The 14,445-nt window shown below is 65.9% G+C and carries 13 protein-coding genes and 1 pseudogene; 10 read left to right on the plus strand and 4 right to left on the minus strand.

The annotated features are described in order from the left end of the window. Window positions 1–152 precede the first annotated feature (152 nt). From VF329_01895 to VF329_01905, 3 genes are all read left to right on the plus strand, one after another. A complete protein-coding gene (locus VF329_01895) occupies window positions 153–434 on the plus strand; it encodes a hypothetical protein (GenBank protein ID HEX7079750.1) in 282 nt (93 codons plus the stop codon). A 240-nt stretch (window positions 435–674) separates the two neighbouring features. Further along, the gene (locus VF329_01900; protein ID HEX7079751.1) at window positions 675–1,436 is read left to right on the plus strand and encodes a hypothetical protein; all 762 of its coding nucleotides are present in this window, start codon (window positions 675–677) and stop codon (window positions 1,434–1,436) included. Window positions 1,437–1,462: 26 nt separating this feature from the next. Then, a complete protein-coding gene (locus tag VF329_01905; protein HEX7079752.1) occupies window positions 1,463–2,011 on the plus strand; it encodes a hypothetical protein in 549 nt (182 codons plus the stop codon). 979 nt (window positions 2,012–2,990) lie between these two features. On the opposite strand, the gene VF329_01910 is transcribed toward VF329_01905, so the two are convergent. Next, window positions 2,991–4,649, minus strand: coding sequence for a tannase/feruloyl esterase family alpha/beta hydrolase (locus VF329_01910; protein ID HEX7079753.1), 1,659 nt, complete (start codon window positions 4,647–4,649; stop codon window positions 2,991–2,993). A gap of 293 nt (window positions 4,650–4,942) precedes the next feature. Next, window positions 4,943–5,752 carry a helix-turn-helix transcriptional regulator gene (locus VF329_01915; GenBank protein ID HEX7079754.1) on the minus strand — a complete coding sequence of 270 codons (810 nt, stop codon included), beginning with the start codon at window positions 5,750–5,752 and terminating at the stop codon, window positions 4,943–4,945. Between the two features lie 180 nt (window positions 5,753–5,932). Between VF329_01915 and VF329_01920 the strand changes: the two genes are divergently transcribed. The 5 genes and pseudogenes from VF329_01920 to VF329_01940 all read left to right on the plus strand — a co-directional run bounded on the left by VF329_01920 (window position 5,933) and on the right by VF329_01940 (window position 11,161). Beyond that, on the plus strand, window positions 5,933–6,562 hold the full coding sequence (locus VF329_01920) for a PEP-CTERM sorting domain-containing protein (protein ID HEX7079755.1): 630 nt from the start codon (window positions 5,933–5,935) through the stop codon (window positions 6,560–6,562). Continuing rightward, entirely contained in the window at window positions 6,559–9,318 is a 2,760-nt protein-coding gene (locus VF329_01925) for a PKD domain-containing protein (GenBank protein HEX7079756.1), read from the plus strand. The genes VF329_01920 and VF329_01925 overlap by 4 nt, the downstream gene beginning before the upstream one ends. A gap of 525 nt (window positions 9,319–9,843) precedes the next feature. Next, window positions 9,844–10,200 carry a hypothetical protein gene (locus tag VF329_01930; GenBank protein ID HEX7079757.1) on the plus strand — a complete coding sequence of 119 codons (357 nt, stop codon included), beginning with the start codon at window positions 9,844–9,846 and terminating at the stop codon, window positions 10,198–10,200. 243 nt (window positions 10,201–10,443) lie between these two features. Further along, window positions 10,444–10,803: pseudogene (locus VF329_01935) on the plus strand (haloacid dehalogenase-like hydrolase). A gap of 37 nt (window positions 10,804–10,840) precedes the next feature. Then, a complete protein-coding gene (locus VF329_01940) occupies window positions 10,841–11,161 on the plus strand; it encodes a hypothetical protein (GenBank protein HEX7079758.1) in 321 nt (106 codons plus the stop codon). A 112-nt stretch (window positions 11,162–11,273) separates the two neighbouring features. Here VF329_01940 and VF329_01945 read toward each other — a convergent pair whose 3' ends face one another. Further along, the gene (locus VF329_01945) at window positions 11,274–12,041 is read right to left on the minus strand and encodes a MerR family transcriptional regulator (protein HEX7079759.1); all 768 of its coding nucleotides are present in this window, start codon (window positions 12,039–12,041) and stop codon (window positions 11,274–11,276) included. 204 nt (window positions 12,042–12,245) lie between these two features. Between VF329_01945 and VF329_01950 the strand changes: the two genes are divergently transcribed. Further along, on the plus strand, window positions 12,246–12,452 hold the full coding sequence (locus VF329_01950) for a hypothetical protein (GenBank protein HEX7079760.1): 207 nt from the start codon (window positions 12,246–12,248) through the stop codon (window positions 12,450–12,452). 10 nt (window positions 12,453–12,462) lie between these two features. After that, on the plus strand, window positions 12,463–12,897 hold the full coding sequence (locus tag VF329_01955; GenBank protein HEX7079761.1) for a DUF6194 family protein: 435 nt from the start codon (window positions 12,463–12,465) through the stop codon (window positions 12,895–12,897). A gap of 409 nt (window positions 12,898–13,306) precedes the next feature. On the opposite strand, the gene VF329_01960 is transcribed toward VF329_01955, so the two are convergent. After that, complete coding sequence (locus tag VF329_01960; protein ID HEX7079762.1) at window positions 13,307–14,407, minus strand: HEAT repeat domain-containing protein; 1,101 nt, start codon at window positions 14,405–14,407, stop codon at window positions 13,307–13,309. Window positions 14,408–14,445 lie beyond the last annotated feature (38 nt).

Genomic DNA, 14,445 nt, shown 5'->3' on the forward strand with positions numbered 1-14,445 from the left:
ACGGCGTCGTGCCAGCGTATAACACGCAGTTGGAGCGGACGGTGATACGTCAACGCGTGCGCGCCGCAAGCATGGCGTGGCCATTGTGCGCTCGCGGCGCGCATGACAGGTCGGCGCGCCGCCGCTCAACTGCACGTTAGGCGTCATTCGAAATGGCGGCAGTAACTTTCGGCGGTAACCACCACGAGCGACTCGAAATCCTGGTCGCGGGGTACGAGCGGCCGACCGATAACGACAACTATTACGATGCCAATTGGCTCAAGGTGCAGGTGAAAGTCGCGGCGGGCGGCTTCCGTGGCGGTTTCGACGCGGCCTTTCTTACAGCCGAGCTGGATGACCTTCGCACGAAGATGACGGAGCTCTACGCTTCGCTTAAGGGCAAGAAGGAGTGGGAAACGATGGAGGGGCAGCTAAGGTTGTCTCGGTGGAATTGAGCTGCAAGGCGATGCGCTAGACCAAGCCGGAATTGGTAACCGTCTAAGTTTTAAGCTGCAGCTTGATCAGACTCAGCTTGCGCAGAGCGTGAGTCAACTCAATGAGCTGATGTCGAAGTATCCAATCCGTGACGTCTAACATTTCGCTGGAGCGGACCCGTGACAGATGAAGTGCCAAACTCAAACGTCGGCGTGCGCGCCGCTCAGCTCAATCGTTAGCCGCACGCTTACCATCACCGCATGACTTCAGCGACCAAAGAGCAACGCATCGCACAATTGGAGGGCTACGCGAAGACACTGGTTCAGGCGCTGCGCGTCATGGACGAGCGCCGACACATTCTGCAGCCTTTGCTTCGGGATGCCGAGATTGCCGCTGCTCTCGCTAACAAGTTCAGAAACACGTTCGGCGCACATGCGTATAACCACCTTGTGCCAATGATGGCTCAGGACCTGGTTCGTGATCTTGCGAGACTATTCATGGATGATGACCGCCGAGCTGCCAGCTTCGTGAACGTATATCGCAAAGCTGCAGAACCGTCATTGCACCGCGAGCTACGAAGAAGGTTTCGAGAAATTCCGGACAAGTGGCATGACCAGCCCGGACCGATACCTGGGCTCCCGGAGGAACAGTCAGATCAGGTTCGCGAACAGTGGCGTGATCGGGATCGGCAGGAATTCGAAGCGTCTTTCGACGAAGGGTGGACTCTTGTAACAGCAGCGGTAAAGGCACTCGAAACAGACGTCGTTGGTCAAAAGATCAAAACCTTCCGCGATAAGTTCCACGCCCATCTGGAAATGGCTCCACTGGGCGCGGATCCGGGTCCATTCGACGTTTCCAGCCTCGGCCTCACCTTCAACGACCTACTAGATTTTGCCGACCGCTACATGGAACCAGCCTTCGAGCTGATGCAGGTGATAACGGGAAGCGTGCACAACGTACAGGATTCACGGAGGTTCATAGTGGGTACGGTACTGACATGTGGCGTATCTTGGCCAGCTTAGGAGAATTGCGGCGTTAGGCGGCACCCATGCGTTACCTAATCATCTTGCTCGGTTCGCTGGCATTTGCTCCTTCGGCGTTCGGCGCGGCGCACGGCATCTTCTCCGGGCTATCGGATCTCATTGGTAATAGCCAGGCGATCGTCGTAGCGCTTGTCGAGTCGCCCCCGAAAACGCCGCGTACCCATTCTGGGAATAGCAGGGCAGTTCAAAAGGTTCGGGTGCTCTATTCGCTGAAGGGTAACTTCCAACCGGAGCAGCGCATCGATGTGGCGCTGGATAGCGAAATCCTATTTCCAGCGAGCACCTACCTGGCGGTGGACGACTATCCGGTCTACGAACGCTACGTGTTGTTCATAGCAAAAGACTCTTTGTCACCTGATGGGTATGGCATCGTGAACGCGGAGGGCGGTGCCTTTTGGGTTCCGCGAGAAGCTGATCTTTCACTGCTCACGCCTGGGAATCTGCGTGGCAATTTGGAAGTGCTGCTGCAGGCCGTGTCGAGTTACGCGGCATCGCGGGATAGAGTTCTTGGCGAACGGCTCCAGAAGTATTTCTCAGAAGAGCCGCAGCGGTGAGCATGCCGCTTGGCATCAAGCAGTTGGAGCGGACCGTGATACGTGACCACGGCGACACCGCGCGCGCTGCATGCGGCAGCGCGCGGCCGCTCAACTGCGGCGTTCGGCGGCACGGCTAGCGTGATCATTAATTCTGATCGATTTGGCCGGGTTCGGGCTGAGAAGCATCACATCGATGCTGAGAGCAATGCCAATCGTGGCGGCTGTCATTTCAGTCACTTTTCCGAGTCTCGGTCACTCCCAAGGAGTCGCCGACATGGAACGCATTGAGGCCGCGGTTCGTTCGTCCGCAGCGGCAGCGAGTGGTTGTCCGCGGCGGCGCCATTTCCGTATTCGCCGGAGTCCTTTCTTCGCATGTATACCGAAGCGTTGGAGAAGCGTGGTGCGTCCCAGTAGGATCGTCGGCGTCACCGCGGTGCCGTCGAACAAGCAGTTGCAGCCGACCGTGATACCGAATCGCATGCGCGCAGCAAGCGTGTCATGCCATTAACCGGCGTTCTTTACCAACTGCTGCGCCAGGCGCCAGTGAACCCAGCAGGAGTTGCCGCTGCGTTCGGTGACGGAGCGTAGCCGCCGCCCTCGAGGTCGAGCTCCTCGCAAACGACCTGCCGGACAGCGCGGGCGTGCGGACGCCGAGCACCGAGGCGCACGACGCTTACCTAAAAAGCCTGCACTACTCGCGAACGCTGCGATCCGAGGACATGCTGCGCGCGTGTGCGTCGTTCCTGCGCGCGATCGAGCTCGACCCCGGCTACGCGGCCGCGTGCGCGGGGACGGCCACGGCGGCCGTGGCGGCGCAGGGCGACGGGCAGCTGGATCGGGAGACCGCGCGCCCCGAGGCCGATCATGCCGTCGCGCGGGCGCTCGAGCTCGCACCGGAGTCGGTCGTCGTTCGATCGGTGAGCGGCGACGTGCTCGCGTCGACGGGCGACTGGGCGGTGGCGGACGCGGAGTACCGCCGTGCGCGAAGCGAAGGCCGTCACCGGCACTCGAAGTTGCCCTCCACCCAGTTCGCCGGATCGTTCTGGCCGCCCGCCGGCCCGACGTACACCGCGCGCTGCGGGTACGGGCAGACGCGGCGCTCGTTGTCGACGACGCCGTTCGTGCGATGCGCAGCCACGAGATACTCGGGCGCGGCGCCTTGCTCGACCCATGCGACGAGCGGCGCGAGCCGGTCCCATTCGCTCGGACCCGGACCGCCGCCGCAGTGCCCCATGCCGGGCACCATGAAGAGCCGGACCTTCTCGCGCGCCGCGTCGAGATCGCCGCCGAACGTCGCATCGACGATCTGCTCGTAGAAGTCGAGCGTCGGCTCGGCCTGGCCTTCGGGGTCGGCCCAGCCGTGATACATCAGCAGCCTGCCGTCCTCGCGGTGCAGGAAGCGCGAGAGGTCCGGGTCGGTCGCGTCGGTGATCGCCATCATGAAGTCGCCGGCGCCGGCGGTCACGTCGTCGACGTCGAACTCCCACCACGCGAACTCGGGCGGATCGGCGCTCTTGTCCGGCGTCTGCGTGACGTCCGTCGGGTTCGACATCGGCACGCCGGGCGACGTCTCGTAGAACAGGAAATTCACGTGGTCCAGGCCGTAGAGAAGCTTGGCCGGAAACATGCCGTTGCCGGCGTGCGGAAAGATCGTTCGGTCCCAGTCCCATTCCGAGCCGAAGTCCATGCCCTTGAAGATCCGCACGCCGCGGCTGTCGTGCGGGCCGCGGTAGAGCGCCTCGATGGTCTCGATCTGCCGCTCGGTGAAACAGTCGTCCGCGTCGGCTCCCGCGGGGCACATTCGATTCGCGAGATCGACGCGAGGCGCGAAGTCGCACGTGCGCGGGTCGTCGATGATGCCGTCGCGGATGCCGTCCTTCGCGTCGCACTTGGCCATCACCGCGTCGCGCAGGATCTCCCACTTCGTCAGGCTCTCGGGCACGCCGTCGCCGTCGGCGTCGAACGCGAGGTTGCCGGCGAACTTGTCCTTGAACACCTGCTGCGCCATCCAGACGTGCGTGACGTTCAGGCGCTGGTAATCGAAGACCGGCGCGCCGGCGACGATGCCGTCGAAGTCGGCCGGGTAGCGCTGCGCCTCCATGAGCCCCTGCCGCCCGCCGGTCGAGCAGCCTTCGAAGTAGGCGTAATCCTCGCCGCGGCCGTAGTAGCGGCGCACGACCGCTTTCGACGCGTTCGCCGTCAAGTGCACGGCGCGATGGCCGAAGTCGATCACGGCCTCGAGGTTCTCGTGCGCGAAGCTCGCGCCCGGCTCCGCGCCGCTGTCGTGGCCCGTGTTCGAGTTTGCGACTGCGTAGCCCTGCGCGAGGCGCTCGTCGGCGAAGTTGAGCTGGCCGTCCTTGCCGCCGTCGCCGATGTTCAAGAGGCGACCGTTCCACGCGTCCGGCAACGGCAGCTGCATGTGGAAGCGGATCCGCCCGCCGATGACGCCCTGCACGTAGCAGTGCTCGGGAGCGGCGCCGTCGGCGCCCTTCAGGACGGCGCGGGTGATCGACAGATTCGGCATGTCGGCGAGCGCTTCGCACGCAGCGCGAAGGTCGGGCTTCTCGCCCGGCGCTTGCTGGGCGCAGACCGGGGCGGCGGTCGCGGCGGCACTCACCGCGGCGGCGAGAGGTAGAAGACGAGCGTATCTCGGCATCGGCTCACTCCGGAGGATGGTCGGCTGACGGCACTGCGCGGGACGAGTCGAGCGGGTGGATCGCCCTCGCGCGCGCCCCGGCGCGGACCGGGGAAGCATGACGGGGAACCGGGGCGAGGCCAAGGGGGCTCGGCGCGTGGAAGTTGCCCGGGTCGCAGCCGCGCACGCCGGGCGGCCGGGGTTCGGGACGTCGGCCGGCGAAGCCTCAAGAGTCGTCGTCGGCGATCTCGGCACGAAGTCGACGCCGCTCGTCGCGGATCCGCGCGAGCCTCGCTCGAAATCGCCCGCGTACGTCACTCCCGCCGCCGTTCGACGTGCGGCAGCAGATCCCGGCAGCGAAGCATGAGCTCGCTGCGGCTGTGCACGCCGAGCCGGCGGTAGAGCCGCTGCACGTGTCGATTGACGGTGTGCAGGCTCAAGCCGAGATGCGCGGCCACCAGCTTCTCGGACTCGCCGGCAAGCAGATGACGAAGCACGTCCTGAAGCCGCCCCGGTAGACTCGTCAATTCCGCATCGCCGGTTCCCGGGAGCGTCAGAGGCCGACCCAGGAGCGGCACGAGATCCTCGTGAAAGAGGCGCACGAGGCGCTCCGCGCGCCGCGAATACGGCCCGTCGGCGGCCGAACGATGCAGCACGATGACCTGTGTCACGGGCGCAGCTCCGGCCAGGTTCACGGCCGACGTGATCCTGTCCTCGAGGCGGCAGGCGCGAACGTACTCGTTATAGTGGCGAGAGCGCCGCCACTCGGCCATGTCCACGACGGCTTCGAGCGAGCGCGTGGTGAGCGCTCCGCTGAACGCGCGGAAGTAACGAAGATGAAAAGGGTCATCGCGGTGTGCGTTCTCGCGCTGATAGTGCGCCCACAGGGCCTTGCCGGAGTCGTCGAGGAAGCCGCTGTCGAGCGCTGCGCCGATCTTCCCGTCGCTCGAACTGACGTCCTCGAGATGCAGATAGAGCGCCACCTGTGCGCCGGTGAGCTGCCTCAAGCCCTCCAGCATGTGGCGCCGCCAGGCGAGCGCATCGTTGCCGAGCTCGCGGCACTCGCCGAGCAGTCGGAACGCCGCACGCACGTCCGCGAGCCGCAGCCGATCTGATTTCGCCATGTCGCCCTTTCCGACGCCGGGCTCGGATGGGTTCGCGCGCCCGCCCGGCCGGGGCACCGGGTTGGTGTGTTTACGGTAATTGACCTTAGCCGTCTGCTGCAACCATCCTAGATTCACTAGCGCCCCATTTGCGAGACCTGCTCGCCTGCTGCTCGGCCTAACAACAACAAGGGGGGCACCGTGAAATCGCTTCGATCCACGATTTTCCTCGCGGCCGTCGCGTCGCTCATGACGGCGCCCGCGCACGCGATCTTCATCGACTTCGACCCCGCCGCGACGACGGTCGCGACGGGCGCCGCTTTCGAAGTCGACGTGGTCGTCGGCGATCTGGACGCGGCCGGCGAGACCGTCACGGCCTTCGACTTGCTGATCGGATATGACCCGCTGATCCTGACACCGACAGCCGTAGCGTTCGGACCCGGTGCAGACGCGCTGCTCGCGTCGGACGCGCTCACGGCACTCGGCGGCACGTTCGATCTCGGCAGCGCGCTCTTCGGTGCGACCGGATTCGGCACGGCCGGGCCTCTCGGCATCGGCGCGCTCGCGCTCGCGCCGCCGCTGCCCGCCGATCAGGCCGACACCGTGCTGCTCGCTCGGCTCACGTTCGACGCTCTCGCGGCCGGATCGAGCGAGCTCGCGTTTCTGACTCCGCTCACCGTCATCGGCAACGATCCGTTCGGCACGCTGACCTTCGACCGGCTGGGCGCCGGCACCGTGAACGTCGTCGCGCCGGTGCCGGTGCCGGAGCCGGGCTCGCTCGCGCTGCTCGCCGCGGGCGTCGCGCTGCTCGCCGCGCGGCGGCGACGATGAGACCTCTCGCACGCGCCCGGCCCAGCGCGCCGGCGGCGCTCGCCGCACTGCTCCTCGCGAGCCCGGCGGCGTTGGGACAAGCGCTCGTCTGCGACGCCGATACCGACGGCGACGTCGATCAGCTCGACATTCAAGCCATCTTCGCCGCACGCGGCACGCCGGCGTCGGGACCGAACGACCCTCGCGATTCGATCCGCGACGGCACCATCACGCTGAACGACGGGGCGGTTTGCGTACGGAGCTGCACGCTCGCGGGCTGCCCCGTGATCACGCCCACGCCGAATACCGCCCCGGTGGCAGACGCCGGCGACGATCAAACCGTCGTCGCGGGCGAGACCGTGACCCTCGACGGCTCGGGATCGTTCGATGCCGACGGCGACCCGCTGATGTTCAGCTGGTCTCTCGTCAGCGCGCCCCCCGGCAGCGCGGCCGGGCTCTCCGATGCCGCGGCGGTGACGCCGACGTTCGTCGCGGACTTGCCGGGCGCCTACGCGGCGCGCCTCGTGGTCAACGACGGCCGGGCCGACAGCATGCCCGACGAAGTCGTGATCGTCACCGAGCCGGTCAACACGCCGCCGGTGGCGGATGCCGGCCCCGATCAGACCGTGCTCGTGGGCGACACCGTGCAGCTCGACGGGTCGGGCTCGACCGACGTCGACGGCGATGCGTTGGCGTTCGCCTGGTCGCTGGTCACGGTACCCGCGGGCAGCGGCGCAGCGTTGTCCGATCCGTCAGCGGTCGATCCGACGTTCACGGCCGACCTCGCGGGCGATTACGTCGTCGAGCTCGTCGTCAGCGACGGGCTCGCGACGAGCCCGGCCGACAGCGTCACCGTCACCACCGGCAACTCCCCGCCGGCCGCGGACGCCGGCCCCGACCAGACCGTCGCGCTCGCCGCGCTCGTCACGCTCGACGGCTCGGCCTCCACAGACGCCGACGGCGATCCGCTGAGCTTCGCGTGGTCGCTGACGGCGGTGCCCGCCGGCAGCACCGCCGTGCTCGGTAGCGCCGACACGCCGGCGCCGACCTTCGTTGCCGACGTCGCGGGCACGTACGTCGCTCAGCTCATCGTGAGCGACGGCACTGCGTCGAGCGCGCCCGACACCGTCGTGGTCACGACGAGCAACACGCGTCCGGTGGCGGATGCCGGCGACGATCAGAGCGTCGAGGTCGGCGACACGGTTCAGCTCGACGGCTCGGGCTCTTTCGACGCCGACGGCGATGCGCTCACGTTCGCGTGGTCGCTCACCGTAACGCCGGCCGGCAGCGCCGCCGCGCTCAGCGACGACGCGGCCGTCGCGCCGACGTTCGTCGCCGACGAGGCAGGCACCTACGTCGCGCAGCTCATCGTGAGCGACGGCGAGCTTGCGAGCGATCCGGACACCGTCGTGATCACGACCGAGGCTCCGCCGGAGCTGCCCACGGTGACCGTCACCGCGCCGGACGACGTGGCCGCCGAGCTCGGCGGCGACACCGGCACGTTCACGATCACCCGCACGGGCGAGACCACCGATTCGCTGACCGTGCGCTATGTGATGCTCGGCACGCCGGTGAACGGTGTGGACTACGTCGCGCTGCCCGGCACGATCACGATTCCGGCCGGCGCCGCGAACGCGTCGATCACGCTCGAGCCGATCGCCGACACCGAGGTCGAAGGCACCGAGTCGGCGCTGCTCGAGATCCAGGCCGATCCGAGCTACCTGACGACCACGCCGTCGCTCGCGTCGATCCAGATCACGGACAGCGTCGTCGTGACGGTCGCGGCCACCGACGCGTCGGCGTCCGAGGCGACGCTCGATCCGGCGGGCTTCACGTTCACGCGCGCGGGCGGCAATCTCGGCGCGCCGCTGATCGTGTTCTACGCGCGCAGCGGCGCCGCCAACAATCCGCTCTTCCCGAACGACACGGCGCTGCCGCTCATCGTGACGATCCCGGCGGGCGAGACGTCGGTGGTCGTTCCGGTCACGCCGGTCCGTGACAACCGCGTCGAGGGCGACGAGGACCTCACGCTGACGATCTCGCCGAACGTCGCTTACGTCGTCGGCGCGCCGTCGAGCGCGACGATCACGATCGACGACGATCCGCCGATCGTGTCGATCGAAGCGACGACGGCGCTCGCAGCGGAAGCGGGGCCGGTAAGCGGCGTGTTCACGTTCACGCGCGTCGGCGGCGATCCGGCTGCCGCGCTCAACGTCCAGTGCGGCTTCAGCGGCACGGCGGGGAACAGCGCCGACTACGTCTTCACGGGCTGCAACACGACGATTCCCGCGAACGCGGCCTCGGCGACGCGCACGATCACACCGCGTGCCGACAACGTCGTCGAGGGCCCGGAGACCGTGGTCGCCACGCTCGAACCGAGCATCTCGCAGACGTATCTCGTCGGCTCGCCGTCGACGGCCACCATCACCATCGCGGACGACCCGGCCGTCGTGGCCATCACCGCGACGGATCCGAGCGCCGCCGAAGCCGGCAGCGACCCGGGCGTGCTCACGGTCACGCGCAGCGGCGGCAACGTCGCGGCCGATCTGCCCGTCGTCTTCTCCCGCGCGGGCACCGCCGCGGGCGCGGACTTCAGCGGCTTCACGCTGCTTCTCGACATTCCGGCGAATCAGGCGAGCGTGGAGATGGTCATCACGCCCGTGGACGACATGCTCGTCGAGGGCGACGAGACGGTGACGGTCACGGTGAGCCCTGCCAACCGCTACGTCATCGGCACGCCGGGCACCGCGACGGTGACGATCGCGGACGACGACTAGGCGGTTCGCGGCGCGCGGGAGGACGCGCGCGTCGCCTGCAGGTGTCTGGCGTCTGCACTTTCCACCTGCTCGTGCTGGATGGCGTCTATCGGCGAGCGGAACGGCATTCGCGTCCGCATCGCGGCCCGCTAGCACGGCCGGCGCCCTCAGGCGCCGCCCCACCCGAGCACGAGCAGGGAGCGCGCAGGAACTTTAAAGGCAGCTACGAGACGGTCAAGCGATTCGTAGCACCGTTGCGCAGCTTGGCCGAGCGCGCCGAGTTGACCGAGAGGCGCTTTGAGACGCCTCCGGGGAGCCAATGTCCAGCGATCGAGGTCGACACGTCGATCACTGGCGCCGGGTCGTCGCAGTGCTCGAGCGTCTCTGTCCGAAGCCGCCCGCGTGCTCTAGCCGACTCCTCGACAAAGCCGGTCGTGCTGCGTCTTGTGATTTCCGTCGTGTCTTGATGCTTCGATCTGCGACGAGCGGCACTGCTTCGGCGGCTTCGGCGCGTACGATGCGACCATTGCTTGCCAGGAACAGCCCATGAATAGCAACGGTCGCTTCTTTCCTCACGCGGCCGCGGCCATATGCGGGTTCGCCGTCTACGTGGCCATCACCTCGGCGACCAGTAAGAACGAGGCGTGGGACGACGGCTCGTACTACACGATCGGCATACCGCTCATGTCCGTCGTCGCTTTCGTGATCGGCTATCTGTTTCCGCATAAGCCGTGGCGATGGGCGCTGAGCATGGCCGGCGGCCAGGTGCTCGCCGCGGTGCTTCAAGGCAGCTCGCTCGACCTCCTGCCGATTGCCATGATCTTCATGGCGATCGTCTCGACTCCGCAGCTCCTCGCGGCGTTCATCGGTTCCAAGCTCTCGCGGAAAAAGATGGCGCAGTGACCACCGCGTTCTTGCACGCCGAGAGACCGTGCCGCCGCACGGCTGCTGCGCTCGATCGGATCTTGATCCAACCGAACGCACTCGCCACGGACCTGCTGCGCGTCATCGAGCGCTCGTCCAACCGATAGACCAGCTCGCGCCGCACCAGTAGCCCGAAAGTCCAATGGCGTGCACGTGGCATCTCGCTACGATTCGTCGGAGTGGGGGGTCTACTGAAGGTCGACTCGCGCACCCGCAAGGGGAGAGAGCACCCTCTGGGCGGAGCAGCCGGTCTACTTTCAGCTCCAGTTCGCGCTCGACCGCGTGAAGACCCTCGCGTCGGAGCGTCCGGAATGGAAAACGACCGAGCCCTTCAGCAGCCTGTTGGCCGGAGACTTGACGCAGGCTCTGGCCGGCGGTGAAGCGTCCGTCGCCGCCGTCCTTGCCGCTTCGCACGCGGGCATGACGACGGAGGAGTTCGCGCAAACCGCGAGAGATTGGTTGACGACGGCTACGCATCCCGAGACTGGCCGGCCCTATACGGAAATGGTCTATCGGCCGATGCTCGAGCTCTTGGCTTACTTGCGTAGCAACGGCTTCAAGACGTTCATCGTCTCGGGCGGCGATCGCCACGTTGTTCTTGTCGCCCGTCCTCGCATTCATGCCCACTCTGATTCGGGTTTGGCGACGCGGTACGTTCGAGTACGGCGCACTCGCCGACAAGCTCGGCCACCGCTTCGAGCGAAAATGGCTTCGACGTGACGTCGAGATCGACGAGGAGGCGCTCGAGGCGTCCGATTTCTCCGCGGCTGCCGATCTCTATTCCGTCGTGTCCAACGTTCACGCCATTCGCTTCGTTCCAATCGGGCTCAAGGATTTGTTCACCCTCGGCGTCGCCTTGTTGCTCCCGTTCGTGCCGGTCGTGCTGCTCGCCGTGCCGATTCAGGCGATCTGGGCGCAGATTAGGAATCTGCTGTTTTGACGCCTCGATCTGCCGGCGCTAGAGCGGGCGGGCGTGAACACGGTAATGCGGCCTGAGCGATCGTCCTAGTATTCATGCGACCGCGTCCGGTCGACGAGCACGAGATGGTCGACTAGGCGTTGCGCAGCTTGGACGCCTGCCTCGCCAACTCGATGAAGTCGAACGCCTCTCTACTGAGCGGCGGCTCGAGGGAACCATCCGCCGTCTTGGCGACCAGCGTCGCGGCCTCGGCCTTCATCTGGTCGTCAAGGGCCGCAACGAAAGGCGTGAGCAGCGCATTCCATCTCGCCAAGAAGCGCTGTGCGCTTTCGGAGGCTGGATCCAGCGGCAACGCCTGCTCGATCTCATGAGCCAGATCGCGCCACTTCTTCAGGTACCCGTCCGGATCTCCCTGTGCCGCTTCGAGCTTCGCCGCCATCCAACGCTCGTTTTCCTCCGGGGTGCAGTGCTTCTCCCAGTACTCTTTCCAAGTCTCGTTCGGCATTTGTCGTTCTCCTTGGTGAATGAGCTCGCACAGCGACTCCGCATCGAGAGTGGCTCCGGCTGCGAGCGCCGCCTTTACGCGCTTCAGGCCGCCGAGAGCCTTGTCGATGGCGGACCGTTCTGCCTCGAGAGCAGCGATTTGAGCTGCTATGATCTCTTTGGCATCGAACGTTGGGGCGCTAAGCAATAGCTTGATGTCGGAGAGCGAGAAACCGGCCCGCTTCAGGACCGTGATGTGATGCAAGGTTGTCAGCTCGGCACTTCCGTATACGCGTCGGCCTGATTCGGTTCGAGGGGGCGAGATGAGGGCATGCTCTTCGTAGAAGCGCAGAGTACGTTCGGTCAGGCCGGTGCGCTCGGCCACCTCGCCGATGTACATCCACTCTTTAGCCGCCATATGCGAAGTCTAGATCCTGACGTAACGTCAGAAGCAAGAGGTTCGTTGGCTCGGATAACACGTTTCAAGTAAGCATAGAGAAGGGGCTCTCGATGTCGATGGGGGCGGCGTTGCGATCCTTCATCGGGACTCCGGCGCGCCGATTGACGGTGAGCGACACCGATGGTGATGGTTTGAGCGATATCCTCACGTATGCCGTGCTCGATGAGAGCGAGCCGGACGGTTCTCCACGTCGTGGATTACGAGGCGGACGGCCAGCTCGACATGCGGCTCGACCACAGGGATGGGTCCTTCGAGATCCGGCACGTCGACAGGTGGTACGCGGTCGAGAGCCGCGATGGCCGCCGTGGAATCGTAGACGGAAAGTTCGTCGAGCTCGAGCAAGTGGACAACCGATGGGTTGTTCCCTGAGGGACGATGCGTGATCGGTCAGAAGCAGGTCCTGAGCCAAACGGAGGTGGAGGCGTTCATCGGTCGACTGCCCGATGCGCAGCGAGTGGACGCCTTCGGATACGCGCTCTACTTCGTCGGTGGCGATCGTCGCTTACCGTTTGCGACGATCGCAAGCTCGGACAGTGAATTCGATAACGTCTCGAACCTCGAGCGGGAAGGCGTGTACCGATTGAACATCGGTGTAAGCAAGGAGACCTTCAGGCGACTGTTCGGCGAACGCGAACCGCAGGTCGTGGACTATACCGAGCTCGACGTCTTCATGCCTCATCCGCACTACTCACGCCAGCACTTCATATGCATCCTGAATCCGCGCGGAGACAATGCGGAGCAAGCCAAACGGCTCGTCGAGGAGGCTCATTCCATTGCCGCGGCACGGTGGAAGCGAAAGCAGAAGGGCTCATGAGCGGCGGTCGCCCGTGCCGCGAAGAAGCCAGCCGGGCGATAGGGCGTGCAGCACGATCACAGCGAGGGAGCCGAGCGCGACGAGCAGAAAGAGATACGCCGGTCAGTGGATGCCGCTTCGATTGGGAAAGAGCACCACCACGCGCTTCCTGTATGATGGCACCGACTTTGTCGCTGAGTACGACGCGGCTGGCATACCGCTGCGACGCTACGTCCATGGGTCGTATGGTACGAGTTGCTCCGAAGAAGTGCCGTAATTGCGGGAACAATTTGGCAGCGGAGAGTTAATGAGAACGGCTATCGAGGTGAGCGCGGCGAGAAGCTCGTGATCGCACTCGCGAGGGGTGTACGAGTCTCGTTCGAACCGGCAACCGGGGAACGGTGCTTCGCGCTCGGCGCGAAATGCTGCCTCATCGCGAAGGCGAGGCGGGCACGCCCGCGGTGCGCGTCTGCTCGATCCACGCCTGCCAGCGCTCGTAATCGCGCTCGCCGAAGCTCTCGCCGCTGATCGTCCTCAGGATGTGGTAGGCGGGATCGTGGTTGTTCGGCTTCTCGAGGCGCAGCAGCCGCAGCACCGCCGGCGCGATCGCGAGAATGTCGTCGCGGTACTCCGGACGATCGGCGAGAGCTGCGATTAGAGACGCCGCCTTGTTGCGGCACCCGCTGTCCGGATCGTCGATGCGCCTTGCGAGCGGCGCGAACGGGATGGCGACCTCGCGGTCTCGCTGCGCGACCATCAGCAGCACGCGCATCGCGTTGTTGCGCACGAGCGAGGAGGGATCGTCGAAAGACGGGACGAGGTCGCGGACGAGCGCGTGAGCGTCCTCGACGTGGGCCAGCACGAACGCCGCGTGGCCACGTTTCTGCGGATCGGCATCCTCGCGCAGCACGCGCACGAGCGCGTCGTGGTGCTCGCGCGCGGCGCGATCGAAGCGCTCGAGGAACGGCGCGAGCGCAGGGTGCTCGAAGCCGAGGATGCAGTGATGCGCCGGGCAGTCCGCGATGGTCGGCTCGATCTGCCGTTTCTGCAGGAGCTCGATGCTCGTCCTCTCGTACTCGGCCCAGGACGCGAGCACGCCGTCGGGATCGGCCACCGAGCCCGTCGGCTCGGGGCCGAACGACAGCCGCGCCGCCGCGTCCGCGGTGTCCACGAGCTCGATCGTCGCGTTCAGCACGTTCTCGTCCACCGCGAACGTCGTCGTGATGTCGAGGGCCACGAAAGCGAAATCGCCGCTCTCCCTGAGCGACTCGACGATCTCGTCTTGGATGCGCGCTCCCGCTTCCTCGTCGTTCGCCGAGATCGCCGCGACGAGCTCGCGGATCGCGGGCGCGTAGCGTCGTTCGACGTCCTCGGCATCGAGCTGCGTCGTCCGGTAGACGTCGATGCTTGCGAGGCGGGTCGGGGGAAGCTGCGCGTCGGTCGGCGCGGCCAGAGCGCCGAGGGCAAGGGCCGCCGCGAGTCGGTATCGGAGCATACCCGGTAAGGGCATCGAGGGGATTCGTCTCGTCATCGGCCGTCTCCTCGCCTCAGGTTTCGATCGGGGCGGAG

The organism is Gammaproteobacteria bacterium, from assembly GCA_036381015.1.
Lineage (GTDB): Bacteria > Pseudomonadota > Gammaproteobacteria > Steroidobacterales > Rariloculaceae > ZC4RG20.

Coding starts and splice junctions, on each gene's coding strand:
- VF329_01895 (HEX7079750.1), top strand. CDS start 153: ATGGCGGCAGTAACTTTCGGCGGTAACCACCACGAGCGACTCGAAATC.
- VF329_01900 (HEX7079751.1), top strand. CDS start 675: ATGACTTCAGCGACCAAAGAGCAACGCATCGCACAATTGGAGGGCTAC.
- VF329_01905 (HEX7079752.1), top strand. CDS start 1,463: ATGCGTTACCTAATCATCTTGCTCGGTTCGCTGGCATTTGCTCCTTCG.
- VF329_01910 (HEX7079753.1), bottom strand. CDS start 4,649: ATGCCGAGATACGCTCGTCTTCTACCTCTCGCCGCCGCGGTGAGTGCC.
- VF329_01915 (HEX7079754.1), bottom strand. CDS start 5,752: ATGGCGAAATCAGATCGGCTGCGGCTCGCGGACGTGCGTGCGGCGTTC.
- VF329_01925 (HEX7079756.1), top strand. CDS start 6,559: ATGAGACCTCTCGCACGCGCCCGGCCCAGCGCGCCGGCGGCGCTCGCC.
- VF329_01930 (HEX7079757.1), top strand. CDS start 9,844: ATGAATAGCAACGGTCGCTTCTTTCCTCACGCGGCCGCGGCCATATGC.
- VF329_01940 (HEX7079758.1), top strand. CDS start 10,841: ATGCCCACTCTGATTCGGGTTTGGCGACGCGGTACGTTCGAGTACGGC.
- VF329_01945 (HEX7079759.1), bottom strand. CDS start 12,041: ATGGCGGCTAAAGAGTGGATGTACATCGGCGAGGTGGCCGAGCGCACC.
- VF329_01950 (HEX7079760.1), top strand. CDS start 12,246: ATGAGAGCGAGCCGGACGGTTCTCCACGTCGTGGATTACGAGGCGGAC.
- VF329_01960 (HEX7079762.1), bottom strand. CDS start 14,407: ATGACGAGACGAATCCCCTCGATGCCCTTACCGGGTATGCTCCGATAC.